This is a genomic window from Bradyrhizobium tropiciagri (assembly GCF_001189845.1).
Taxonomy (GTDB): Bacteria; Pseudomonadota; Alphaproteobacteria; order Rhizobiales; family Xanthobacteraceae; genus Bradyrhizobium; species Bradyrhizobium tropiciagri.
In genome coordinates this window covers 1-24,694 of record NZ_LFLZ01000092.1, presented here as the reverse complement: position 1 = coordinate 24,694, position 24,694 = coordinate 1, and the positions used below count along the sequence as shown (strand labels likewise).

The following is a 24,694-nucleotide window of genomic DNA, read 5'->3' as shown; positions in this document are numbered from 1 at the left end:
GACGCCCTTTCTTCGCTTGAAAACGCTTTGTTACCCTTCCGGCAACTGCGGCGAATTGACCGGCATCAAATGCTCCTTCACGATCAATCCAACGATCAGCAGCGGCGACGACAGAAAGGCGCCCATCGGGCCCCACAGCCAGGTCCAGAATGCGAGCGCGAGAAACACCGCGAGCGCGTTCAGTGACAGCCTGCGGCCGACGATCGTCGGCGTCACGAAATGTCCTTCCAAGAAGGTCACGACCGTAAAGCAGGCCGGCGCGATCAGCCCGGCACCGATGGTCGGCGCGGAGATGATGCCGACTACGACCAGCGTCACGAACATCGCGACCGGGCCGATGATCGGAACGAAGTTCAGCGCCGCGGCGAGCGCGCCGAGCCCGGCCGGATTGGGCATGCCCGTCGCGGCGCAGATCACGCCAGCGATGATGCCGACGCCGATATTGATCATCGTTACCGTCAGCAGATAATTGCCGAGATGGATCTCGAGCTCGTTGAGGATGCGCAGCGTGCGCAGCCGCGCTTCGCGTTCGCTGAAGGTCATCACCAGCGCGCGGCGCAGATCCTTCCAGCTTGCGATGAACAGGATGAGCGTCGCGATGAACAGCAGGAATTCGGCGAAGGTCGGCGACAGGAATTCCAGCGTCGGCTGCACCCATTCGAATTTCGGCAGCTGGAAGGTGGCCAGTGGATCTGATCCGCCGACCATGCTCTGCAATTCCTGCCACAGCGCAAGCGGCCGGTCGAATATGTGCAGTTTCTGCTTCAGGATCGCGCTGAGCTCAGGCAGCCGCGAGCTCCATTCCATCACGGGCGAGGCGATCAGTCCGACCATGAACGTCACGGCGGCGCCGACCGCGATCACGATCAGCACCGCGCCGAGCGCGCGCGGAATCCGGTAGCGCTCGAGCAGGCTCGCCGCCGGCGACAGCATGGTGCCGACGATGAAGGCCATGGTGATCGGCAGGAAGAACGCGCGCGCCAGATACAGCACCCCGACAACGACAATCACCAGCAGCGCGACCAGCGCGAAGGCGACGACCTCGGCGCGGCTGATCACCGGCGGCAGTTCGGCGTTGCTGTCGGGGAGGGGCGTGCCTTCGGGCGCGTTGCCAAGCATACGTTCACCCGGAAAGGCGCGCACCAGTTTCCTCCTGCACGAGGACAAATGAATTTCGTATCAAATTGCGCATAACAACTTGCGCGTGACAACGGCCCGCCGCGGTAGAAGTTCCATCGCGGGTTCGTGAGACGTGGCGGGTTGACAATCGCGGCTTCGCGACGATTCGCGCCGGAACTCTCTGGCTACCACGTGCGTTGGCTTGGCATCGCATCACCACGATGCGCATCCCGTCCAGGGGCAGCACATGACACAGCAGTCTCTTTCCAGCCGCCGGCTTGCGTCGCGCGCCGCGCGCACCTTTGCCTTCGCCAGCGTCCTGCTCGTGACGCCATTCATCGTCACCACCTCGGCCAGCGCACAGGTGCTCGGCTATGCGTCGGCGCAACCGGGCGCATTCCCCTCCGACGAGGTGATGAACGATCCCTCGGGCGGGGCCACTGAGGACGGCGCGCTGCCGGAGCGGCTGCGCCGCACCACGGTTGCGCTCAACACGTCGGAAGCGCCGGGCACGATCATCATCGATACCGGCAATACCGCGCTCTATTACGTGCTCGGCGGCGGCCGTGCGATCCGCTATGGCGTCGGCGTCGGCCGCGAGGGCTTCACCTGGGCCGGCACCCAGACGATCAGCCGCAAGGCGGAGTGGCCGGACTGGCATCCGCCGGCCGAGATGATCAAGCGCCAGCCCTATCTGCCGCGCTTCATGGCCGGCGGCCCAGGCAACCCGCTCGGTGCCCGCGCGATGTATCTCGGCTCCAGCGAATACCGCATCCACGGCACCAACGATCCGTCGACGATCGGCAAGTTCGTGTCGTCGGGCTGCATCCGCCTGACCAATGAAGACGTCTCCGACCTGTTCAGCCGCGTAGATGTCGGCACCAAGGTCGTGGTGCTGCCGAAGAACGCGTCGCATCTCGCCGCGCGCGAGCTCGGCCCGACCACGACGCAGATTTCGGTCCGGCCGGCGCCGGTGCAGCCGCGCCCCGCAGTGATGACGCTGCCGTCCGGCCGTCAGGCGTTGAACATCCCGGCGGGTTCCTCGTTGTACTGAGCAGCAGCGCTGTACTGAGGGTCGGTGATGGCAAAGCGGCACGTGAGGCGATGGGCGTTCGGGACGGCGGCCTTGCTCGGCCTGTCCCTTGCGCCCGCGGCGCAAGCCCAGGATTTCTTCTCGCAACTGTTCGGCGGCTTCATGCATGGCCGTCCGCCGATGATCCGGGTGCCATTCGATGATGGCCCGGCGCCCGTGCCGCGCGCGGAGCGTCGCGCGCGCTATGACGGCGGCCAGGCCTATTGCGTGCGCACCTGCGACGGCCGCTATTTCCCGCTGGCTGCGACCGGCAATCAGAGCAAGGCGGAGAGCTGCAACAGCTTCTGCCCGGCGAGCGCGACCGAAGTGGTCTATGGCGGCAATATCGACAACGCCGCGACGGAAGACGGCCAACCCTATTCCGAGCTGCCGAACGCGTTCCGCTATCGCGACCAGATTGTCGCGGGCTGCACCTGTAACGGCAAGGATCCCGTCGGGCTCGCCGCGGTGAAGATCGAGGACGACCCGACCTTGCGCAAGGGCGACATCGTCGCCGGCAAGGATGGGCTGATGTCGGTCAGCCGTCCGGACCGGCGCGGTGCGCAGCTCAACTTCACGCCGGCGCCGGAGCGCATCCGCGCCAAGTACGGCCAGCCGCCGGTGGTGGCGCGCGAGTAGTGCCGCTCACGCGAGGCGGTTAGCGTCGGTTCCTGGCACGGAGCGGGTCTCTCTCCGGCACGTTAGCAAGGTGCGCATAGCGCATTCACCGATGCCTTCAGGGGGCTCCGCATGCTCGTCAGCGTACTCGTTACCTTCCTCGTCGTTATTCTCGTTCTTTATCTCATCAACATGCTGCCGCTCGACGGCCGCGCCAAGCAGATCGCACGCCTCGTCGTCATCATCATCGGCATCGTCTCGCTGCTGAAGTACCTCACAGTGTTTTAGCCCGTCATTGCGAGGAGCGAAGCGACGAAGCAATCCAATGCCTCCACCAGTGGTGAAATGGATTGCTTCGCTCCGCTCGCAATGACGTGGGTGGAGCAATGCATCTCCAACAAAAAAAGCCCCGGCTCATCGCCGGGGCTTTTGCTTGTCGTTGCGATCGCTCGCAGATCAACCCGCCGCCTTGGCTTCGCGGCGGCGCGCGGTGAGGATGTATTCGGTGTAGCCGTTCGGCTGTGTGCGGCCCTCGAACACCAGGTCGCAGGCCGCCTTGAACGCGACGCCATCGAATGACGGCGCCATCGGCTTGTAGAGGGCATCGCCGGCGTTCTGCTTGTCGACGACGACGGCCATGCGCTTCAGCGATTCCATCACCTGATCCCTGGTGATGACGCCCTGATGCAGCCAGTTCGCGAGATGCTGGCTCGAGATGCGCAACGTGGCGCGGTCTTCCATCAGGCCGACATCATGGATGTCGGGCACCTTGGAGCAACCGACGCCCTGGTCGATCCAGCGCACGACGTAGCCGAGGATGCCCTGGCAGTTGTTGTCGATCTCCTGCTTGACGTCGTCGGGCGCCCAGTTCGACTGCGACACCGGAATGGTGAGGATGTCGGAGAGCTTTGCGCGCGGTCCGCCCTTGGCGAGTTCCTGCTGGCGGGCTGTGACGTTGACCTGGTGATAGTGCAGCGCGTGCAGCGTGGCCGCGGTCGGCGACGGCACCCAGGCGGTGGTGGCGCCGGCCTGCGGATGGCCGATCTTCTGCGCCAGCATGTCCGCCATCTTGTCGGGCGCGGCCCACATGCCCTTGCCGATCTGGGCATGGCCGGGCAGGCCGTCGATCAGGCCGTTGTCGACGTTCCAGTCCTCATAGGCCTTGATCCACGGCTGCGCCTTCATGTCGTTCTTGCGGATCATCGGACCCGCTTCCATCGAGGTGTGGATCTCGTCGCCGGTGCGGTCGAGGAAGCCGGTGTTGATGAACATGATGCGCTTGGAGGCGCGCTGGATGCAGGCCTTCAGGTTGACCGTGGTGCGGCGCTCCTCGTCCATGATGCCGACCTTCAGCGTGTTCTCCGGCAGGCCGAGCATCTTTTCGACTTCGGCGAACAGGTCGCAGGTCAGCGTCACCTCGTCGGGCCCGTGCATCTTCGGCTTGACGATATAGGCCGAGCCGGTGCGGCTGTTCTTGACCTTGGAATTGCCCTTGAGGTCGTGGATCGCGAGCAGGCCGGCAACCGCGGCGTCCAGCAGGCCCTCCGGGATTTCCTCGCCCTTGGCGTCAAGCACGGCGTCGGTGAACATGTGGTGGCCGACATTGCGCATCAGGAGCAGGCTGCGGCCGTGCAGCTTCAGCTCGCTGCCGTCGGGCTTCTTGTAGACGCGGTCGGCATTGAGCGAGCGGGTCAGCGTCTTGCCGCCCTTGTCGAAATCGGCCGACAGCGTGCCGTTCATCAGGCCGAGCGTGTTGCGATAGACCAGCACCTTGTCCTCGGCGTCGACGGCGGCGACCGAGTCTTCCATGTCGAGAATGGTCGAGACCGCCGATTCCAGGATCATGTCGGCGACGCCGGCCGGATCGTCCTTGCCGATGACGTTGCTGCGGTCGATCTTGACCTCGACATGCATGCCGTTGTTGACGAGCAGGATCGCGGTGGGCTGGGCGGCGTCGCCGAGATAGCCGGCGAACTGCGCGCCGTTCTTCAGCGCGGTCGAATTGCCGCTCTTCAGCTTGGCCGAGAGCTGGCCGGCGATCACGGCGTAGGAGGTTACGTCGGTGTGGCTTCCGGTCGCGAGCGGCACGGCGGCGTCGAGGAACGCCTTGGCCTTCGCGATCACCTTGTCGCCGCGGGCCTTGTTGTAGCCCTTGCCGCTCTCGCTCGGATCGTGCGGGATCGCGTCGGTGCCGTAGAAGGCGTCGTACAGCGAACCCCAGCGCGCGTTGGCGGCGTTCAGCGCGTAGCGGGCATTGGTCAGCGGCACCACGAGTTGCGGGCCGCAGATCTTGCCGATCTCCTCGTCGACATCAGCGGTTTCAACCTTGTGGGTCGCGGGCTCCGGCAGCAGATAGCCGATGTCCTTGAGGAACGCGGTGTAGGCGTTGATGTCGAACGCCTTGCCCTTGTTGGCGCGATGCCAGTCGTCGATCTTGGCCTGCAGCGTGTCGCGCACCGCGAGCAGCTCGCGGTTCTTCGGGCCGAGCTTCTGGATGATGGCGGCGAGTCCTGCCCAGAACGCGTCCGGCGCGATCCCGGTTTTCGGTGTCGCCTCCTTGGCGATGAAATCGAACAGGACAGGGGCGATCTTCAATCCATGGGCATCGACACGAGTCATGATGGGCTTTCTCAAAGAAATGGGGCGTTTAGGGGCTGTTTTCGCAAGAAATCAGCAAAAAACGCGCCAAAGGGCCGCGTTCACGGCCCTTTTAGCCCTAAAGCCACGGCTCTGAGAAGGCCCCCTTTCCCCAGCGCGGCACCGGCAGCCGCGCTGAAGGGCGCGGTCAGGGCGCCCTGGTCCGTACCTTGGTGGCGATCAGCAATGCAGCGAGCACCAGGGGAATTGCGCCGGCAACGAATACGGCCGCCGCGCCCATCATGTCGAGCACAAGCCCGCCACCCGCCGCGCCCATGGTGATGCCGAGGAAGATCGAGGCAACCGTCAGCCCGGTGCCGCTTTCGGTCTCATCGGGCACCATGCGAGTGATCCAGGTCGTCGTCGCCACCGGCACGCCGCTGAAGGCGAATCCCCAGAGTGCGACCAGCGCCAGCGTGGGAACGAGGTCCTTGCCGTAGACCGAGAGCAACAGACCGAGCACGCTGATCGCCAGCGGCATCGCGATCAGCGTGAGCTTGAGCTTGCGCTCGGCCATCAGCCCGCTGACGAACGAGCCGACATAGTTGGCAACGCCGAAAGCCAGCAACGTCGCTGCGACGCCGGCAGCGCCAAGCCCGGTCACGCTTTCAAGGAAGGGGCGGATATAGCCGAAATAGCCGAAGTGTCCGGTGAAGACCAACGTCGCCGCAAATATGCCGGCGCCGATACCCGGCCGTGTCAGGATGTCGATCAGGGTGTCGAGGCCGGCTTCTCCCTTCGGGGCCAAACGCGGCAAGGCCAGCGCCTGGATGACGAACACCGCTGCGCCTAATGCCGTGGCCAGCAGGAACACGATGCGCCAACTCGCCACCTCGCCGAGATAGCTGCCGAGCGGAACGGCGATGATCATCGCGGCGGGAATGCCGCTCATCACGATCGACAACGCCCGCGCAACCAGCGAGGGCGGCACCAGCCTGATCGTCGTCGCTGCCGCCATCGCCCAGAAGCCGCCAATGGCGAGGCCGAGCACGATCCGAGCGGCGAGCAGGAACGTGATGTTCGGCGCCAGCGCCACCAGCAGGTTGGAGATGACAAGCAGGATCGAAAAACTCAGCAGCACCGGCTTTCGATTGAAGCTGCGTGTCAGTCTCGGCGTGAACAACGCTCCGACCAGGCCGGCCAGCGAGGTCGCGGTCACCGCCTGACCGGCAAGGCCCGGGCTGACGCCGAGGTCCCTCGCCATCGGTGTCAACACGCCGGACGGCAGGAACTCCGCCGTCAGAAGTGCGGTCACGCCCAGCATCATTGCGACGACGGCGCCCCAGGCGGGCTTGCCACCGACCTCGAGCGCGACGTTGCCCGGCGTCAGCGCAACGGCATCGGCGTGCGCCAGAGCGGGGTCCAGTTCTTGATCCATCGACCGAAACTTCCATCTTATGTTGCACCGCCGCAGACATAGGCTGGAGGTTTTGGACAATCTATGCCATAAACACCCGAATGTTTGATCGTTCGTCCAGACCGTCCGCCGCCGATACGACCGACGCCGCAGTCGACCTGGTGAGCGAATTGCTGCTCGGCATGCGGCTCGAGGGCGTTCACTACCGCCGGGTCGAGACGCGGGCGCCGTTCGGTTTCCGGTTCGACACGCCGTATGGACGCGCGCAATTCCACTTCGTCGCCCATGGCACGGCGCTGCTGCGCTACGCCGATGCGACGTTGCTTACCCTTGGATGCGGTGACGCGATTTTCCTGCCGCGCGGCGGTGCGCATGATCTCGTCTCGGCCCCGGATGAGCCGAGTTGCGACGTCGAGCGTTTCGCGACCGAGACGCTCTGCGGCAATGTCGACGTGACGTCGGCTTGCCCTGAAGGATGCCCGCAGGACGATCAGGTTCTGGTCTTCAGTGCTTGCATGAATTTCGATCTTGGCGGCATGCGCCCGCTGATCGCCTTGATGCCGGAGGTGATGCGGGTCGATACGCTGCTTGCGCGCCAGCCGGAGATCGAACCGATGCTGAAGGCGATGGAGCGCGAGACCTGCACGCCGCGGGCCGGATCGGTCGGCGTGATGGCGCGGCTCGCCGATGTTCTTGCCGCGTCGATCGTGCGTGGCTGGGTCGAATGCAGCGGCGACAACGCCATCGGCTGGTTCGAAGCCTTGCGCGATCCGCGTCTCGGCCGCGCGATCGGCGCGCTGCATCGCGCGCCCGGCCGCAACTGGACGGTTGCGGAACTGGCGGCGGAGGCGGGTTGCTCGCGCTCGCTGTTCGCCGAGCGCTTCCAGTCAATGACCGGGCAATCGCCGCTGCGCTACCTTGCTGAGCTCCGCATGCGCCTCGCCACACAGTGGATCGAGCATGAGCGCCAGCCGATCGACGTGATCGCGCAACGGCTGGGCTATGCGTCGCAGGCCGCCTTCAGCCGTGCGTTCAAGCGTGTCACCGGGCAATCGCCGGGGATGGTGCGGCACGGAGCCGGGAGCCGCCGCGCGGCGGAGTAGGCGTGTGAAGCGGTCGCGTGACAGTGCGCTTCTCGTCTCACACACCGCCGTCATGCCCCGCTTCAAGCGGGGCATCCAGTACGCCGCGGCCTTTCGGCTCAAGCACTGCTGTCTCTGGAATACTGGGTCGCCCGGTCCCGTCTACGCTAAGGCTTCGACGAGGCTTGCGGTCTGAGGCGCGCCGAAGCTTTAGCGGAGGCGGCGAGCCGGGCGACGACAGCGGAGCCGGGTCAGATATTCGCCGCGAGGTCGGTCAGCTCGTCGAACAGGATGCCGGTCGTGGCCAGCATCCGCTCGATCTCGTCGGTGGCATCGCTGACCGAGCGGTTCGAGGTGTCGATGGTCAGCTCGTTCCCGGCCGGCGGCTGATAATCGTTGCCGATGCCGGTGAAGCCCTGCAGCGCGCCGGCGCGCGCCTTGGCGTAATGGCCCTTGGGATCGCGGGTCTCGCAGACCTCGGCCGGGGTCGCGACATAGATTTCGCGGAACGCGCTGTCGGCGATGCGGCGCGCGGCCGCGCGGTCGGCGGCCGACGGCGACACCGCGGCGACGATCGCGATATGGCCGTTGCGCGCCAGATGGGTCGCGACCTCGGCGAGGCGGCGGATGTTCTCGGTGCGATCCTGCGGCGAGAAGCCGAGGTCGCTGTTGAGCCCAGCGCGGAAGGTGTCGCCATCGAGCAGGATCGGCGAACCGCCGTTGCTGAACAGGCGCCGTTCCAGCGCCCGTGCCAAGGTCGACTTGCCCGAGCCGGGCAGGCCGGTCAGCCAGATCACCGCGCCATTGTGGTGGTAGCGCGCCGAGCGCTCGTCGGGCCGCAGCGCTGACTCCACCGGCACGATGTCGATCGGCACCGCGGGCCGGCCGGCGTCGACCGACAGCACGAGACCGCCGCCGGCGATGCGGCCGTTGACCTCGATCACGAGGCGGCCGGTGCGCGGATTGTCGGTGTAGGGATCGGTCGCGACCGGCTGCGCCAGCGAGATGTCGATCTCGCCGACGTGGTTGCGCGCAATCGCGCTGTTTTCTTCGTTGGACAGCGCGCCGGGATCGATCGCTTTTTCGATCGCGACCACGGTGGCGCGGCTTTCCTTGGTGCCGAGCCGGATCAGGATCTGCTCGCCCTTGGTCAGCGGCTTGTCGTGCAGCCAGAAGATCCGCGCGCGGATGCGGCGGGTGTCGCGCGGGCTCTGCCCGCTGTGTCCGATGATGTCGCCGCGCTCGAGGAACAATTCGCGGTCGAGTGTGATGCCGACCGAGCGGCCGGCGCCCTGCGGGCCGCCAACCGGCGTCACCGGCCAGCTTTCGACCGTCTTGATCTTCGCGATCTTGCCGGTCGGCATGATGACGATCTCGTCGCCGGCCTTCAGGCTGCCGGACTCGACGCGGCCCGCCACGATGCGGCGGTCGTCGAACTTGTAGATCGCCTGCACCGGCAGCCGCAGCGGCAGCTCCGCCAGCGGCTTCGCCGGCTCGAGCGCGTCGAGCGCCTCGACCACGGTCGGTCCCTTGTACCATTCGATCCGCGGCGTGTGCTCGGCGACGCCGTCGCCATCACGCGCCGAGATCGGCACCACCGCGGTCGGCGTCACGCCGAGGCCGATCAGGTGTGCCGAGATTTCCTCGCTGATCTCGTTGAATCGCGCAGCGCTGAAATCGACCCGGTCCATCTTGTTGACGACCACCGCGACCTGCTTCACGCCGAGCAGGTGCAGCAGATAGCCGTGCCGCCGCGTCTGCGAGCGGACGCCTTCGAGCGCGTCGATGATCAACACCGCGCCGTCGGCCTGCGAGGCGCCGGTGATCATGTTGCGCAAGAACTCTGCGTGGCCGGGCGCGTCGATCAGCACGACGTCGCGCGAGCGGGTGCGGAAGCGAATCTGGGTGGTGTCGATGGTGATGCCCTGGTCGCGCTCGGTCTGCAGCGCGTCGAGCAGGAACGACCATTCGAACGGCATGCCGCGCCGTGCACTGACCGCCTTCAGCATCTCGAGCTTGCCGTCCGGCAGGCTGCCGGTCTCGTGCAGCAGCCGGCCCACCAGGGTGGACTTGCCGTGGTCGACATGGCCGACGATGACGATGCGTACCTGCGGCCGGGTGGTGCCATTGGGCGTTGCCGAGATCGAGGCGGTGGGAAGGATCATGTTCATCGGAACGCTCGCACGAAGTGGAAAGCCAACTGATTGCTTCGGGGGTGATCAGAGATAGCCGGCGACGCGAAGCCGCTCGAACGCATCCTCGGTCTCGTGATCGAGCGCGCGGCCGGCGCGCTCCGGGATCTTGGTGGCGTCGAGCTCGGCGAGGATCTCGTCGATGTTGGATGCGGTGGAGGCGACCGGGTTGGTGATGTCCTGATCCCCCAGCGAGCGATAGCGCTTGCCGTCCTTGGCGAGATAGAGCGGGATGATCGGAATGCCTTCGCGCTTGGTGTAGGCCCAGATGTCGGCCTCGGTCCAATGCAGGATCGGATGGATGCGCAAATGCGCGCCTTGCGGCGGCGAGGCGTTGAAGTGATCCCAGAACTCCGGCGGCTGGTCGCGCACGTCCCATTCGCCCTCGAGGCCGCGCGGCGAGAACACGCGCTCCTTGGCGCGGGTCGCCTCTTCGTCGCGCCGGATGCCGGCGATCAATCCGTCAAAGCCGTATTTGTTGAGCGCCCATTTGAGCCCTTCCGTCTTGCGCGCAGCGGAACGCGCCGCCGGCGGCAGAGTGGGGTCGACGGCGTCGATCGGCGGGCAGGGCTCGACGCGCAGATCGAGATCCCATTCCTTTCCGAAGCGATCGCGGAACGCATACATCTCCGGAAACTTCTTGCCGGTGTCGACATGCAGCGCCGGGAACGGGACGCGGCCGAAGAACGCCTTGCGCGCCAGCCAGATCATCACGTTGGAATCTTTGCCGAGCGACCACAGCAGCGCGAGTTTCTTCAACCGGGCGAACGCCTCGCGCAGGATGTAGATGCTCTGCGCCTCCAGTTCGTCGAGATGATCCATCGACGGCGGCTGAGCGACCGGAATTCCCGGCACGGAAGATGCTTGTGCAAGGGCTGCGGACCGCGTTCCGGCAGCGACGGATTCGTTGTCGAGAAGATGCATCTCTTGGCCTTGGCCTGTGGAGTTGAAAATTCTAAAGTTGCGCTGCAATAGAGAAGAAATAATTTTCTCTTTGTCGGGCTTGATCGAGAGATAAATAGAAAATAATTTCAGTCAACCCCCAAATTGGGGAAGCGAGTGTCTGATGCGATATCTGCCAGTGTTTCTGGATCTGCAAAGCGGCAAGGTACTGCTCGTTGGAGCGGGCGAGCTCGTGCGCGCCAAGTTGCGGCTGCTCGCAGCCGCCGGCGCCGCGGTTCGCTGGTACGCGACCGACGGTGATCATGAGCTCGCGGGCATCGCGGCGGAGGATGCCGCGCGCATCGAGCGCGCCGAGGGCGATCCGCTCACTGCCGATCTGTCCGATGTCATCGCCGTGCTCTGTGCCGGCGCTGGCGAGGTCGGTGTCGCGATGTCGGTGCGCGCCAAGGCGATTGGCCTGCCGGTCAACGTGATGGACGACCTCGAGCACTCCACCTTCATCATGCCTGCGATCGTCGATCGCGGCGATGTCGTGGTCGCGGTCGGCACCGGCGGCACGTCGCCGGTGGTGGCACGTCGTATCCGCGAGAAGATCGAAGCCGTGCTGCCGGCGCGGATCGGCGATCTCGCCGGCTTCATCGGCCGCTTCCGCAAGGCGATGCATGCCCGCATCGACGAGTTTCCGCTGCGCCGCCGCTTCTGGGAACGCATCGTCGACGGCCCGATCGGCGCGCTGGTGCTGGCCGGCCGCAACGATGAAGCCGAGCAGGCGCTGAACGCGATCAGCGATCCCGCCGCATTCGCCGGCGCTGATAGCGAAGGCAAGGCCGTCGGTCATGTGACGCTGGTCGGCGCCGGTCCCGGCGATCCGGATCTGCTCACGGTGAAGGCGCTGCGCGCGCTGCAGGATGCCGACGTCGTGTTCCATGACGAATTGGTGTCGCCTGAAATTCTCGACCGCATCCGCCGCGATGCCACGCGAATTCCGGTTGGCCGCCGCGTCGGCAAGCCCGGCATCGGCCAGGACGCCACCAACCGCCTGATGATCGAGGCGGCGCAGTCGGGCCAGCGTGCGGTGCGGCTGAAGGGCGGCGATCCCTTTATCTTCGGCCGCGGCGGCGAGGAAATCGAAGCGCTGCGCGATGCCGGTGTCGCGTACTCCATTATTCCCGGCGTCTCCGCCGGTCTCGGCGCGGCCGCGCAATTCGAAGTGCCGCTGACCTTCCGGCACGAGGCGCTGCGCATCACTTTCCTCACCGCGCACAAGGCGCGCGATGCCGAGGTCGTCGACTGGTCGGTGCTGACCGACACCAAGATGACCGTCGTCGTCTACATGGGCATGACCGCGGCGCCGTCGATCCGTGAAGGCCTGCTCGCCGCGGGCCGCTCGCCGGAAACGCCGGTCGGCGTGTTTGCGCGCGTGACGCGGCCCGACGCCAGGGCCGCGGTCGGCACGCTGGCGCGGCTGCCCGAGCTGGTCAAACAGGTCGACGGCGGTCCCGCTGTTCTCATCGTCGGCGACGTGGTTGCGCATTCCGCGCCGTGGAGCCGATCCAACGTCACCCAACTGTTCTCCAACCAGATGTTCTCCGAACTGCTGAAAGCTGCCGAATGACCTCTCCGCTTGAACAGAAGAAAATCAGGATCACGGGCCCCTCGATGGTCACCGCCAACCGGACCTGGGACGGCGCCGTGGTGTACCGAACCGCCAAGCAAGGCTGGTCCACCGAACTCGCCGACTCCGCGATCGTCACCACGTCTGACGAGGCCCGCGCGCTGCTGGCCGAAGCCACCGCCGACGACGTCGGCGCGGTCGGCCCCTATATCGCGCCGGTCGAACTCAAGGACGGCGGCAAGGTGAAGCCGGGCAATCTCCGCGAACATATCCGCGCCAAGGGCGTCACCATCGATCTCCAGGTTCCCGCGTAAGGCGCGCCGCGTTAAGGCTCATCGAACATGTATGCTTATGACGAACTCGACCGCACGCTGATCAACGAGCGTGTTTCGGAATTCCGCGACCAGGTGAAGCGCCGCCTCTCCGGCGAGCTCACCGAGGACGAATTCAAGATCCTGCGCCTGCAGAACGGCGTGTACTTGCAGCTGCACGCCTACATGTTCCGCGTCGCGATCCCCTACGGCACGCTGTCGTCGAAGCAGCTGCGCCGGCTCGCTCATGTCGCGCGCCGCTACGATCGCGGCTATGGCCATTTCACCACGCGGCAGAACATCCAGTTCAACTGGATCAAGCTCGCCGAGCTGCCCGATGCGCTGTCCGATCTCGCCGAGGTCGGCATCCACGCGATGCAGACCTCCGGCAACAACATGCGCAACGTCACTTCGGACCAGTGGGCTGGCGTCGCGCCCGGCGAGATCGAGGATCCGCGGATCTGGTCGGAGCTGATCCGCCAGCACACCACGCTGCATCCGGAATTCTCGTTCCTGCCGCGCAAGTTCAAGATCGCGATCACCGCTGCCGAGCACGACCGCGCCGCGATCAAGATCCACGACATTGGCCTGCGCCTGCACAAGAATGCCGACGGCGAGACCGGCTTCGAAGTGCTGGTCGGCGGCGGCCTCGGCCGCACCCCGTTCATCGCCAAGACCATCAAGCCGTTCGTCCCCGGGCGCGATATCCTGAGCTACATCGAGGCGATCCTGCGCGTCTACAACCAGTACGGCCGCCGCGACAACATCTACAAGGCGCGCATCAAGATCCTGGTGCACGAGCTCGGCATCGAGAAGTTCGCCAAGGAGGTCGAGGAGGAGTGGAAGGCGATGGGCGATGTCGGGCTGACGCTCGATCACGCCGCCATCGAGGAGGTCCGCTCGCGCTTCTCCTATCCGGCTTACGAAAAGCTGCCGCATATGCCGGACGAGCTGAAGCAGGCCGCGCACGATCCGCTGTTCGAGCGCTGGCGCAAGAACTCGGTGTCGGCGCACAAGGTGCAGGGCTATTCGATCGTGACGCTGTCGCTGAAGCCGGTCGGTGGCCCTCCGGGTGACGCCACCGCCGAGCAGATGGATGCAGTCGCCGACCTCGCCGACAAATATTCGTTCGGCGAGATCCGCGTCGGCCATGAGCAGAACCTGGCGCTGCCGCACGTCGCCAAGCGCGATCTGCCGCTTCTGTTCAAGGCGCTCGATCGCCTTGGCCTTGCGACGCCGAACGTCAACCTGGTCACCGACATCATCGCCTGCCCGGGGCTGGATTACTGCTCGCTGGCCAATGCGCGCTCGATCCCGATCGCGCAGGAACTGACGCGGCGTTTCGCCAACCACGACACCGCCGACCTGATCGGCCGGCTGCACATCAACATCTCCGGCTGCATCAATGCCTGCGGCCATCACCATGTCGGCCACATCGGCATTCTCGGCGTCGAGAAGAACGGTGAGGAATTCTACCAGATCACGATCGGCGGCCGCGCCGACGAGAACGCGCAGTTGGGCACCTTGATCGGCCCGGCCGTTCCCTATGCGGAAGTCGCCGACGTGATCGAAGACATCGTCGAAGCCTATCTCGCGCTGCGCGACCGTCCCGAGGAATTGTTCGTCGATACGGTGAAGCGTCTGGGCGTCGAGCCGATCAGGGAGCGCGTCTATGCCACTCGTTAAGCAGGGAAGAATCACGACCGATCCGTTCGTGCATGTTGTCGACGGCGCCGAGTTGCCGGGCGACGGCGCGGTGCTGGTCTCGGCCGAGCGTTTTCTCGCCGATCCGGAGGCGCTGCTGCGCCGCGCAGGCAAGGTCGGCGTGATCTGGCCGAACAACCGCAATCTCGGCGATCTGGTGCCGCATCTCGATCGCCTTGCCTCGGTCGCGCTGGTGTTTCCGACCTTCCGCGACGGCCGCGCCTACAGCCAGGCGCGCCTGCTGCGCGAGCGTTACGGCTATGACGGCGAGCTGCGTGCCACCGGGCAGATCCTGCGCGACCAGTTCGTGTTCATGACCCGCGCCGGCTTCGATGCCTTCGAGGTGAAGAAGGATGCCGACGCCGACGCGTTCGTCCAGACCATGAAGCGCTATTCGGTGTTCTACCAACCGACCGGCGATGGCCGCGTCACCGCGCTCAACCGCCGCATGCAGCTGCGTCATTCGGAGAGCGCCGGCCAGTGAGCACGCTCGTACGAGAACTCCCGGCGGCGTCCGTCGCGTTGCCCGCGGCCGATGAGCTCGATCGCGCGCTGCGCAGCGCATCGCCCGCCGAGGTGATCGCGGCCGCGTTGCAGACGGTCGGCCGCGAGAAATTGGCGCTGGTGTCGTCGTTCGGCACCGAGTCCGCCGCGCTGCTCAAGGTGATGGCGGATGTCGATCCGGCGATCCCGGTGGTGTTCCTCGATACCGGCTGGCTGTTCGAGGAGACGCTGGCGTATCGCGACACGCTGATCAAGACGCTCGGCCTTACCGATGTGCGCTCGATCAAGCCGGACGAAGACGCGTTGTCGCGCCAGGATCCGGACCGTGAGCTATGGTTCACCGATCCCGACGCCTGCTGCCGCATCCGCAAGGTCGAGCCGCTGGCACGTGCGCTGAAGCCGTTTGCCGGCTGGATCAACGGCCGCAAGCGGTTCCAGGGCGGTGCCCGCACTGAAATCCCCGTCGTCGAGGACGACAGTGCCAGGCTGAAATTCAATCCGTTCGCCCATGTTTCGCGCGAGGAGATCGAGGCGATCTACGCACTCGGCAACCTGCCGCCGCATCCTCTTGTCGCATCGGGATATCAGTCGGTCGGGTGTATGCCTTGCTCGAGCCGGTCCGCAACCGGCGAGGATGCCCGCGACGGCCGCTGGCGTGGCCGCGCGAAGACTGAATGCGGCATCCACACGATGAAGATGTCGTAGGCCACCGCGCCAGATCGCGATGATGTTTCATTGCGGTTTGGCGACGTGACAAAGCCTTCGCAGTGCAGCGGCTTCGTAGCACAAGCGCGCTGCGCCGCTGAAAACAAAGAAAACCGGTTTCGTTGACTTCAGGCCACTTCACCGTGAGTTATGTCTGGCGTGTTCCCTGACATTCTCAGGTTGAATGGAGACCGAAATGATCCGTCGTGTGCTGCCGCTGGTCGCGGGATTGTTGTGGGCGAGCTCGGCCTTCGCAGCCGATGTTTCGCTGCTCAACGTGTCCTACGATCCGACGCGCGAGCTCTATGTCGACTTCAACAAGGCGTTCGCCGCGGCCTATCAGAAGGACACCGGCAAGAGCGTCGAGATCAAGCAGTCGCATGGCGGCTCGGGCTCGCAGGCGCGTTCGGTGATCGACGGGTTGCAGGCCGATGTCGTTACGCTGGCGCTGGCCTATGACATCGACGCGATCGCCGGCAAGGGTCTCATCGCCGCGGACTGGCAGAAGCGCCTTGCGCTCAACGCCTCACCCTACACCTCGACCATCGTGTTCCTGGTGCGCAAGGGCAATCCCAAGGGCATCAAGGATTGGGACGATCTGATCAAGCCCGGCGTCAGCGTTATCACGCCGAACCCGAAGACCTCGGGCGGTGCGCGCTGGAACTATCTCGCCGCCTGGGGCTATGCGCAGAAGAAGTTCGGCTCAGCCGACAAGGCGAAGAAGTTCGTCGCCGACCTCTACCAGAACGTCCCGGTGCTCGACACCGGTGCGCGCGGCTCGACCGTCACCTTCGTCGAGCGCGGCGTCGGCGACGTGCTGCTGGCGTGGGAGAATGAAGCCTTCCTGGCGCTGCGCGAATTCGGCGCGGACAAGTTCGAGATCGTGGCGCCGCCGCAGTCGATCCTCGCCGAGCCGCCGGTCGCCGTCGTCGACACCGTCGCCGACAAGAAGGGCACCCGCGCCGTCGCCGAAGCCTATCTGAAATACTGGTATACCAGGGAAGGCCAGGAGATCGCCGCGCGCAACTCCTACCGGCCGCGCGACCCCGAGATCGCCAAGGAGTACGAAAAATCCTTCGCCAAGGTTGAACTTTTCACCATCGATGACGTTTTCGGTGGTTGGACCAAGGCGCAGAAGGAGCACTTCGCCGAGGGCGGCATCTTCGATCAGATCTACAAGAACTGATCGCGCACATGATCCGGAAAAGTGCGACGCAGTTTTCCGAACAGATCATGCGCAAAGAAGAATCCGAGGCGCGATCATACGTGCTTCGGATTGAGCAGGGGGATATGTGAGCACAGCGGTCGCACGACGCAGTACCCTTCCGGGCTTCGGTCTCACCATGGGACTGACCCTGACATGGCTCTCCGTCATCATCCTGATTCCGCTGGGCGCGCTGTTCCTCAAGACATCAGAGCTCAGCCTCGATCAGTTCTGGGGCATCGTCACCAGCCGCCGCACTCTGAACGCCCTGAAGATTTCGTTCGGGCTGTCGTTTGCCGCCGCCTGCGTCAATCTGGTGATGGGCACCATCATCGTCTGGGCGCTGGTGCGCTATCGGTTTCCGGGCCGGCGGCTGTTCGATGCCATCGTCGACATTCCCTTTGCCTTGCCGACCGCGGTCGCCGGCGTCGCGCTGACGCAGCTGTTCGCGCAGAAGGGCTGGCTCGGCGCGCCGCTCGCCGAGCTCGGCATCAAGGTTGCGTTCACGCCGATCGGCATCTTCATCGCGATGATCTTCATCGGCATCCCCTTCGTGGTGCGTACGGTGCAGCCGGTGCTGATCGATCTCGATCCCGAGATCGAGGAAGCCGCGGCGAGCCTCGGTGCCAACCGCTGGCACACCGTGTTTCGCGTCATCCTGCCGAGTTTGATTCCGGCGTTGCTCACCGGCTTTGCGCTCGCCTTCGCCCGCGCCATCGGTGAGTACGGCTCGGTGATCTTCATCGCCGGCAATCTGCCCAACGTCTCCGAGATCGCGCCGCTCCTGGTCGTGATCCGGCTGTCCGAATTCCGCTACGCCGATGCCACCGCGATCGCGGTCGTGATGCTGGTGGCCTCGTTCCTGATCATCTTCCTGATCAACCGGCTGCAGCGCTGGGCGCAGGCCCGCATTCCCGTGCATTGAGGTTCGACATGTCGATGCAGACGGGATTGGCGACCTCGACCACGCAGCTGCGGACCTACGCGCCCGCGACCGATGTCAGCGTGGCAGCGCCGGCGCCGCGGCTCGAGATCGCGCGTGCCGAGCCGGTCACGGCTCACCGTAACCCGCGCACCGAGCCGGGCCCGATCCGCTTCATCATCATCGCGCTGGCGATCGCCTTCCTCAGCGTGTTCGTCGTGTTGCCGCTCGTCGTCGTGTTCGCGTCGGCGTTCTCGAAAGGTGTCGTCGCCTATTTCGCGGCGCTGGCGGAGCCCGAGGCGCTCGCGGCGATCAAGCTGACGCTCTTGGTTGCCGCGATCTCGGTCACGCTCAACCTCGTGTTCGGCGTGGTCGCGGCCTGGGCGATCTCGAAGTTCGAATTCGCCGGCAAGACCTTCCTGATCACGCTGATCGACCTGCCGTTCTCGGTCTCGCCTGTCATCTCGGGCCTGGTCTTCGTGCTGCTGTTCGGCGCGCAGGGCTACTTCGGCTCGTGGCTGCAGGCGCACAATGTGCACATCCTGTTCGCGGTGCCCGGCATCGCGCTGGCGACGATCTTCGTCACCTTCCCGTTCGTGGCGCGGGCGCTGATCCCCTTGATGCAGGAGCAGGGCACCCAGGAAGAGGAGGCGGCGATCTCGCTCGGCGCCTCCGGCCTGCAGACCTTCTTCCGCGTCACGCTGCCCAATATCAAATGGGGGCTGCTCTACGGCGTCCTGCTCTGCAACGCGCGCGCGATGGGCGAGTTCGGTGCGGTGTCGGTGGTGTCGGGCCACATCCGCGGCGAGACCAACACGATGCCGCTGCTGGTCGAGATTCTCTACAACGAATACCAGTTCGTCGCGTCGTTCGCGATCGCATCGCTGCTCGCGATGCTGGCGCTGATCACGCTGGTGGCGAAAACTATTCTCGAGCGGCGGCTCGACGAGGCGGAGGTGCCCGATGGCGATTGAAGTCAAGAATATCGTAAAGCGGTTCGGCAGCTTTGCAGCGCTCGACAATGTCGATCTCAAGGTCGCCGACGGCGAGCTGCTGGCGCTGCTTGGGCCCTCCGGCTCCGGCAAGACGACGCTGCTGCGGATCATCGCAGGCCTCGACTGGCCGGACTCGGGCGAGGTCGCGATCGACGGCGAGAATGCGCTCTCGCGCGGCGCCAGCGAGCGCCAGGTCGGCTTCGTGTTCCAGCACTACGCGCTGTTCCGCCACATGACGGTGTTCGAGAACGTCGCGTTCGGCCTGCGCGTGCAGCCGCGCGCGATCCGCAAGGACGAGGCCACGATCCGCGCCCGCGTCAAGAATTTGCTCGATCTGGTGCAGCTCGATTGGCTCGCCAACCGCTATCCGAGCCAGCTGTCCGGCGGCCAGCGGCAGCGCATCGCGCTGGCGCGTGCGCTGGCGATCGAGCCGCGCATCCTGCTGCTCGACGAGCCGTTCGGCGCGCTCGATGCCAAGGTGCGCAAGGAGCTGCGGCAATGGCTGCGTTCGCTGCACAACGAGATCCACGTCACCTCGATCTTCGTCACCCACGACCAGGAGGAGGCGCTCGAAGTCGCCAATCGCGTCGTGGTGATGGACAAGGGCAAGATCGAGCAGATCGGTTCGCCCGGCGAGGTCTATGACAATCCGGCGACCGCCTTCGTGCACGGCTTCATCGGCGAGTCCATCGTGCTGCCGGTCGATGTGGCCGGCGATGCGGTGCGGCTGGATGGCCGTCCGCTCAACATCCCGGCGCTGGGCGCGGCGTCCGGCGCGGCCAAGCTGTTCGTCCGCCGCCACGACATGGCGGTCGGTCCGGCGGGAACCGGCGCCCTGGAAGGCGCCATCCGGCATGTCCGCTCATTCGGTCCGATCCAGCGCGCCGAGGTGGCCCTGGCGGGCAGCGAGGGCAGGACCGTGATCGAGATCGACGCCCCCCGCGACCGCGAGCTGCAGGCCGGCGAAATCGTCTCCCTGCAACCCCGCCGCTACCGGATCTTTGCCGCCCAGGAGTAGCCCAGTAGCCCGGATGAAGCGCAGCGAAATCCGGGACTTCGTGCTGCGGATCGACCGGCCCCGGATTGCGCGGAGCCTGTCATCGGGCGCGTTCGCGCGACCCGTTGGCTCCATCCGGGCACGGGTCCGGGATCGATGGCCTTTGCTGGCCAAAAGTTAGCCCCTGTTCACCATTCAGCCACGGTTGGTATGCAACAACGGCCGGCCAACCTTGGGGGTTTTACCTGTGAAACGGACGACGGTCGCCCTGTTCGGGCTTCTGGTGCTTGCCGGCTGCGCCGCGGACACCAAAATCCCGGAAGAACCGGCGATGTATCTCAACATGGCGCAGCCCGGTGCCGTCCTGGATAACCAGGCCGCCGCGATCCTGTTTTCCCAATATCGCCAGAACAACGGTCTCGGCATCGTCGTGGTCGATCCGGACCTGAGCAGGCTCGCCGAGCAGCAGTCGCAGGCGATGGCCGCCCGCAACAAGATGGACCATGACGTCAAGGCCCCGCTCGGCAAGCGGCTCGAGGCCGGCGGCTACCCGGCGACCGTGGCGGTCGAGAACATTTCGGCGGGCTATCACACGCTGGCGGAAGCGTTTTCGGGGTGGCGGGATTCGCCGCCGCACAAGGCCAACATGCTCAAGAGCGGTGTCACAAAAATGGGCATCGCAGCCGTCTATGCTCCGAATACCAAATACAAGGTGTTCTGGACGCTCATTCTGGCGGCAACCTGATTTCGATAAATTCCGCGTGATCTAATCCCTCTATCTCGCTGATTGACGGCGCGGCGAACAGCAGCCACGGTTGCGGTTCAATTCGTTTTTGAGCGAACGGTTACGAATGGATACTTCGGATTCCGCGCCGGCCTCGACGCCCGCGCAAGCGCAGCGGGTGCTGGTTCTTCAAGGCGGCGGCGCGCTCGGCTCCTACCAGGCCGGCGCCTTTCAGGCGCTCTGTCATGCCGGCTTCGAGCCGGAATGGATCGCCGGCATCTCGATCGGCGCCATCAATGCCGCGATCATTGCCGGCAACGAGCCGGACAAGCGCGTGCCGAAGTTGAAGGAATTCTGGGAGATGGTGTCGGCGCCGGTGCCGTGGAATCCGGTCTCGAAGCATGAGCGCGCCCGCTCGCTGTTCAACGAGACCTCTGCCGCCATCATCGCGACCTTCGGGGTGCCGGGCTTCTTCACGCCGCGGATTCCGCCGGCGCCGCTGTGGCCGCCCGGCAGCTCGCAATCGCTGAGCTATTACGACACCGCGCCGCTGAAGAAGACGCTGGAGCGGCTCGTCGACTTCGATCGCATCAACGACCTGAAGACGCGGCTGTCGGTCGGCGCGGTCGGCGTCACCTCGGGCAATTTCCGCTATTTCGACAATTACGAGTTCAAGAAGCTCGGCAAGAAAATAGGCCCCGAGCACATCATGGCCTCGGGCGCGCTGCCGCCAGGCTTTCCTGCCGTCGTGATCGAGGGCGAGCACTACTGGGACGGCGGCATCGCCTCCAACACGCCGCTTGATTTCGTGCTCGACGAGGAGACCAGCCGCGATCTCCTGATCTTCCAGGTCGACCTGTTCAGCGCGCGCGGGCCGTTGCCGGAGACGCTGCTGGAGGCCGCCGAGCGCGAGAAGGACATCCGCTATTCCAGCCGGACCCGGATGAACACCGACAAGAACCGGCAGATCCACAACGCCCGCATGGCCGTGCGCGACCTGATCGGCAAGCTGCCCGATTACCTGAAAAACGATCCGTCGGTCGAATTGCTGCGCAAGGCCTCCAAGGAGAACACTGTCACGGTGGTTCACCTGATCTACAAGAGCAAGAACTACGAGTCTTCCTCGAAGGACTACGACTTCTCCCATGTTGCGATGGTCGAGCACTGGGGCGCGGGCGTCCGCGACGTGCATTTGTCGATGCGTCACAAAGAATGGCTAGAACGGCCTCAGTCCGGGGAAACCATGGTGACATACGATCTCACGGGGGACGAACCCAAGCCCCCTGAATCGAGCCCCCCGCAAGCAAAATAGGAGCGACCGATAATGGGTACGTTGACAGGCAAGACCGCCGTTGTGACCGGCTCGACCAGCGGCATCGGATTGGCTTACGCACGCGCCTTCGCGAGCGCCGGCGCCAATATCGTTCTCAATGGCATGGGCGTTCCGGCCGACATCGAGAAGGAACGTTCCGGCATCGAGACCGACTTCAAGGTCAAGGCGGTGCATTCGCCGGCCGACATGACCAAGCCGGCCGAGATCGCCGACATGATCGCGCTCGGCGAGAAGACCTTCGGTTCGGTCGATATCCTGGTCAACAATGCCGGCATCCAGTTCGTGTCGCCGATCGAGGAATTCCCGCCGGAGAAGTGGGAAGCGATCATCGCGATCAATCTGTCGTCGGCGTTCTACGGCATCCGCGCCGCGGTGCCCGGCATGAAGAAGCGCGGCTGGGGCCGCATCATCAACACCGCATCGGCGCATTCGCTGGTCGCCTCGCCGTTCAAGTCGGCCTATGTCTCGGCCAAGCACGGTATCGCCGGCCTCACCAAGACCGCGGCGCTGGAGCTCGCGCAGTTCAAGATCACCTGCAACTGCATCAGCCCGGGCTATGTCTGGACGCCGCTGGTCGAGCACCAGATTCCGGAGACCATGAAGGCGCGCAACATGACCAAGGAGCAGGTCATCAAGGACGTGCTGCTCGCAGCCCAGCCGACCAAGGAGTTCGTGACCTCGGAGCAGGTCGCAGCGCTCGCGCTGTTCCTGTGCGGCGACGATGCCGCGCAGATCACCGGCGCCAACCTCACGATCGACGGCGGCTGGACCGCGGAGTAATTTTCCCGCGGGATTTTCGGCTCAAGAACAAGCCGGCCCTGACTGGATCAGGGCCGGCTTTTGTTTTTCTATGGGATGACCGGCAGGCTTGCCGTCAGGCGTCTGATCCACTCTCTTTCGCAGGCTTTTGCTTCCCGGCCACCAGCCGCTTCATGCTCTCCACGATGTCAACTTCATCCGCGCCGGAGCCGGCGTCGGGTTCGACGTCGATGGAAGGGATCGCGGCATCGGTGATCTGCAACTCAACTTCGGAAGCGACGTGCTGGTGGCCCCGCAATGCGTTTTCGATCGCGTTTGCCATCGATAGCAATTCGTCCTGCGCCGCCTTTGGCCAGGATAGGACGCGATCAAACAGGTCTTTCAGCTCAGTGGCGCTCATGGGCGGCAATTATATACCGCGTCCGGCCGAAAGCTATGCTACCGCCCGCCGCTTCCCGAATGCCAGCACGTGCAGGCCGAGGCGCGAGCGCACCACGTAGAACAACAGGATCGTCTCGAAGATCAGTGACAGCGAGGTCGAGGCCGCCGCGCCCATGCCGCCGTAGCGCGGCACCAGCGTCATGCAGAGCCCGACATTCATGAAGAACGACACCGCATAGGCGGTCGCGCAAATGCTCTGGTGGCCGAGCATGTTCAACAGCCGCTCGACCGGCCCGATCGCCGAGCGCACCACGAGGCCGATCGCGGCGACGAACATGATGCTGTAGCCGTCGACGAATTTCGGGCCGAACAGCCAGAGCAGCGGCTTGCCGAACGCGAGCAGTGCGATCGTTGCGAGCAGAGAGGGCCAGAACGTCCAGCTGATCGCGTGCGCGACATAGGCCGACAGCCGGTCCTTGTCGCCGAGCGCATTGTACTCGGCGAAGCGGTGCGCCGTCGTCGCCGCCATCGCGTAGTGCACGAACGACACCAGCGCCAGCGTCTTCACCACGGCGAAATAGATGCCGACCTCCTCGGAGGAGCGGAATTGCTGCAGCATCAGCACGTCGGTGTAGCCGAGCAGCAGATAGAAGCTCTCGACCAGCATGATCGGCAGCGAGATCGCGAACCAGCCCTTGACGTCGTGGGTCTTCTCGCCCGGCCCGAGATGGACTTTGAGGCGGCGGTTCAGCACGATCATCTGGCCGATCGCCGCGACGTAGACGGCGGCGGCGCTCGCGATCATCGCCGCGGTGGCGCCGAGATTGAGGCCGAGCGCCAGCGCACCGGCGGTGAACGCGATGATCAGCCCCTGCCGTACGATGAATTGCGGCATCAGGCCGAGCTGCATCCAGTCATGCGCGCGCGAGATGCCGTCCTGGGTGTTGGCGACCACGAAGGGCGGCAAGGTCAGGCAGCCGATATAGAGCGGCACGACTGCGCTCGGATCGATCCAGGGCGAAGCGAGATGGATCACGCCGGCGAGCAGCAGCGCCACCGCACTCGACGTAGCAAGTACCACCCAGCGGCCGCCGGAGAGGAAGCCGCGCAGCGCGGCGAGGTCGCCGCGCGCGCGATATTCCGGGATGATCTTCTGCGAGGACGGCGCGATGCCGAAATCCATCGTGCTGCCGAGCAGCAGCACCCAGGTCCAGACATAGACATAGATGCCGTAGTCCGAACCGCTCATCCAGCGCGCCAGCAGGATCTGCGCGAGATAGGCGATCGCGGCGCTGATGACGCGGATGATGAAGATCATGCCCGCGAGGCGCTTGGTGACCGACGCCTCCTTGGTGCCACCGAGCAGCCGCGCGACGAGGTCCCGCACGCGAGCGGCCGGGCCCGATGGCGCGGCAGAGGATTCGGCAGAGGATCCGGATCGTGTCTCCATCACAGCCAAGGCGGAAAATTCCCAAAACGCCGCAAGGCGGCAATGGCCCCCGATCTATCAACGAAACGTTAAGATTGGGTTGGGTGAGGGATGTTCCCGTCGTCCTGGCG

General features: G+C 65.1%; 23 protein-coding genes. 16 read left to right on the top strand and 7 right to left on the bottom strand.

What is annotated here, in order from left to right; genetic code table 11:
* Window positions 1–30 precede the first annotated feature (30 nt).
* On the bottom strand, window positions 31–1,143 hold the full coding sequence (locus AKN84_RS39745) for an AI-2E family transporter (RefSeq protein WP_050425822.1): 1,113 nt from the start codon (window positions 1,141–1,143) through the stop codon (window positions 31–33).
* A gap of 223 nt (window positions 1,144–1,366) precedes the next feature.
* Here AKN84_RS39745 and AKN84_RS39740 point away from each other — a divergent pair, with 223 nt between their 5' ends.
* From AKN84_RS39740 to AKN84_RS48265, 3 genes are all read left to right on the top strand, one after another.
* Complete coding sequence (locus AKN84_RS39740) at window positions 1,367–2,173, top strand: L,D-transpeptidase (protein WP_050425821.1); 807 nt, start codon at window positions 1,367–1,369, stop codon at window positions 2,171–2,173.
* A 27-nt stretch (window positions 2,174–2,200) separates the two neighbouring features.
* Complete coding sequence (locus AKN84_RS39735; protein ID WP_050425820.1) at window positions 2,201–2,830, top strand: DUF2865 domain-containing protein; 630 nt, start codon at window positions 2,201–2,203, stop codon at window positions 2,828–2,830.
* 111 nt (window positions 2,831–2,941) lie between these two features.
* Window positions 2,942–3,097, top strand: a complete 156-nt coding sequence (locus tag AKN84_RS48265) for a Thivi_2564 family membrane protein (RefSeq protein WP_128971569.1) — start codon at window positions 2,942–2,944, stop codon at window positions 3,095–3,097.
* Window positions 3,098–3,265: 168 nt separating this feature from the next.
* Here the strand turns inward: AKN84_RS48265 and AKN84_RS39730 are convergent, their stop codons facing one another.
* Both AKN84_RS39730 and AKN84_RS39725 read right to left on the bottom strand, forming a co-directional pair.
* On the bottom strand, window positions 3,266–5,428 hold the full coding sequence (locus AKN84_RS39730; RefSeq protein ID WP_050425819.1) for a malate synthase G: 2,163 nt from the start codon (window positions 5,426–5,428) through the stop codon (window positions 3,266–3,268).
* A gap of 166 nt (window positions 5,429–5,594) precedes the next feature.
* Window positions 5,595–6,824 carry an MFS transporter gene (locus AKN84_RS39725; protein ID WP_128971568.1) on the bottom strand — a complete coding sequence of 410 codons (1,230 nt, stop codon included), beginning with the start codon at window positions 6,822–6,824 and terminating at the stop codon, window positions 5,595–5,597.
* A gap of 80 nt (window positions 6,825–6,904) precedes the next feature.
* On the opposite strand from AKN84_RS39725, the gene AKN84_RS39720 reads away from it, so the two are divergent.
* Entirely contained in the window at window positions 6,905–7,906 is a 1,002-nt protein-coding gene (locus tag AKN84_RS39720; protein WP_050425818.1) for an AraC family transcriptional regulator, read from the top strand.
* A 230-nt stretch (window positions 7,907–8,136) separates the two neighbouring features.
* Here the strand turns inward: AKN84_RS39720 and cysC are convergent, their stop codons facing one another.
* Both cysC and cysD read right to left on the bottom strand, forming a co-directional pair.
* On the bottom strand, window positions 8,137–10,056 hold the full coding sequence (cysC, locus tag AKN84_RS39715; protein ID WP_050425817.1) for an adenylyl-sulfate kinase: 1,920 nt from the start codon (window positions 10,054–10,056) through the stop codon (window positions 8,137–8,139).
* Window positions 10,057–10,104: 48 nt separating this feature from the next.
* Window positions 10,105–10,899, bottom strand: coding sequence for a sulfate adenylyltransferase subunit CysD (gene cysD / locus AKN84_RS39710; protein WP_050425832.1), 795 nt, complete (start codon window positions 10,897–10,899; stop codon window positions 10,105–10,107).
* Between the two features lie 244 nt (window positions 10,900–11,143).
* Here cysD and cysG point away from each other — a divergent pair, with 244 nt between their 5' ends.
* The 12 genes from cysG to AKN84_RS39650 all read left to right on the top strand — a co-directional run bounded on the left by cysG (window position 11,144) and on the right by AKN84_RS39650 (window position 22,774).
* Window positions 11,144–12,595: a siroheme synthase CysG gene (gene cysG, locus AKN84_RS39705; protein WP_050425816.1), complete on the top strand. Its 1,452-nt coding sequence runs from the start codon at window positions 11,144–11,146 to the stop codon at window positions 12,593–12,595.
* Window positions 12,592–12,909 carry a DUF2849 domain-containing protein gene (locus tag AKN84_RS39700; protein ID WP_050425815.1) on the top strand — a complete coding sequence of 106 codons (318 nt, stop codon included), beginning with the start codon at window positions 12,592–12,594 and terminating at the stop codon, window positions 12,907–12,909. Before cysG ends, AKN84_RS39700 begins: the two co-directional genes overlap by 4 nt.
* Before the next feature lie 27 nt (window positions 12,910–12,936).
* Complete coding sequence (locus AKN84_RS39695; RefSeq protein ID WP_050425814.1) at window positions 12,937–14,592, top strand: nitrite/sulfite reductase; 1,656 nt, start codon at window positions 12,937–12,939, stop codon at window positions 14,590–14,592.
* Window positions 14,579–15,094 (top strand): DUF934 domain-containing protein, encoded by a 516-nt coding sequence (locus AKN84_RS39690; protein ID WP_050425813.1) that lies wholly within the window; start codon window positions 14,579–14,581, stop codon window positions 15,092–15,094. The genes AKN84_RS39695 and AKN84_RS39690 overlap by 14 nt, the downstream gene beginning before the upstream one ends.
* Complete coding sequence (locus AKN84_RS39685; RefSeq protein ID WP_050425812.1) at window positions 15,091–15,819, top strand: phosphoadenylyl-sulfate reductase; 729 nt, start codon at window positions 15,091–15,093, stop codon at window positions 15,817–15,819. The genes AKN84_RS39690 and AKN84_RS39685 overlap by 4 nt, the downstream gene beginning before the upstream one ends.
* A gap of 196 nt (window positions 15,820–16,015) precedes the next feature.
* Window positions 16,016–17,005 (top strand): sulfate ABC transporter substrate-binding protein, encoded by a 990-nt coding sequence (locus tag AKN84_RS39680; protein WP_050425831.1) that lies wholly within the window; start codon window positions 16,016–16,018, stop codon window positions 17,003–17,005.
* Window positions 17,006–17,111: 106 nt separating this feature from the next.
* Window positions 17,112–17,948, top strand: coding sequence for a sulfate ABC transporter permease subunit CysT (gene cysT, locus AKN84_RS39675; RefSeq protein ID WP_128971566.1), 837 nt, complete (start codon window positions 17,112–17,114; stop codon window positions 17,946–17,948).
* 8 nt (window positions 17,949–17,956) lie between these two features.
* Complete coding sequence (cysW, locus tag AKN84_RS39670) at window positions 17,957–18,919, top strand: sulfate ABC transporter permease subunit CysW (RefSeq protein WP_430649969.1); 963 nt, start codon at window positions 17,957–17,959, stop codon at window positions 18,917–18,919.
* The gene (locus AKN84_RS39665; protein WP_050425810.1) at window positions 18,909–19,958 is read left to right on the top strand and encodes a sulfate/molybdate ABC transporter ATP-binding protein; all 1,050 of its coding nucleotides are present in this window, start codon (window positions 18,909–18,911) and stop codon (window positions 19,956–19,958) included. The genes cysW and AKN84_RS39665 overlap by 11 nt, the downstream gene beginning before the upstream one ends.
* Window positions 19,959–20,184: 226 nt before the next feature.
* Window positions 20,185–20,682 carry a CAP domain-containing protein gene (locus AKN84_RS39660; protein ID WP_050425809.1) on the top strand — a complete coding sequence of 166 codons (498 nt, stop codon included), beginning with the start codon at window positions 20,185–20,187 and terminating at the stop codon, window positions 20,680–20,682.
* A 106-nt stretch (window positions 20,683–20,788) separates the two neighbouring features.
* Window positions 20,789–21,973, top strand: coding sequence for a DUF3734 domain-containing protein (locus AKN84_RS39655; RefSeq protein ID WP_050425808.1), 1,185 nt, complete (start codon window positions 20,789–20,791; stop codon window positions 21,971–21,973).
* A 12-nt stretch (window positions 21,974–21,985) separates the two neighbouring features.
* The gene (locus tag AKN84_RS39650) at window positions 21,986–22,774 is read left to right on the top strand and encodes a 3-hydroxybutyrate dehydrogenase (RefSeq protein WP_050425807.1); all 789 of its coding nucleotides are present in this window, start codon (window positions 21,986–21,988) and stop codon (window positions 22,772–22,774) included.
* A 94-nt stretch (window positions 22,775–22,868) separates the two neighbouring features.
* Here AKN84_RS39650 and AKN84_RS39645 read toward each other — a convergent pair whose 3' ends face one another.
* The gene (locus AKN84_RS39645) at window positions 22,869–23,153 is read right to left on the bottom strand and encodes a hypothetical protein (protein ID WP_050425806.1); all 285 of its coding nucleotides are present in this window, start codon (window positions 23,151–23,153) and stop codon (window positions 22,869–22,871) included.
* A gap of 33 nt (window positions 23,154–23,186) precedes the next feature.
* Complete coding sequence (locus AKN84_RS39640) at window positions 23,187–24,584, bottom strand: oligosaccharide flippase family protein (protein WP_128971570.1); 1,398 nt, start codon at window positions 24,582–24,584, stop codon at window positions 23,187–23,189.
* Window positions 24,585–24,694: the final 110 nt, after the last annotated feature.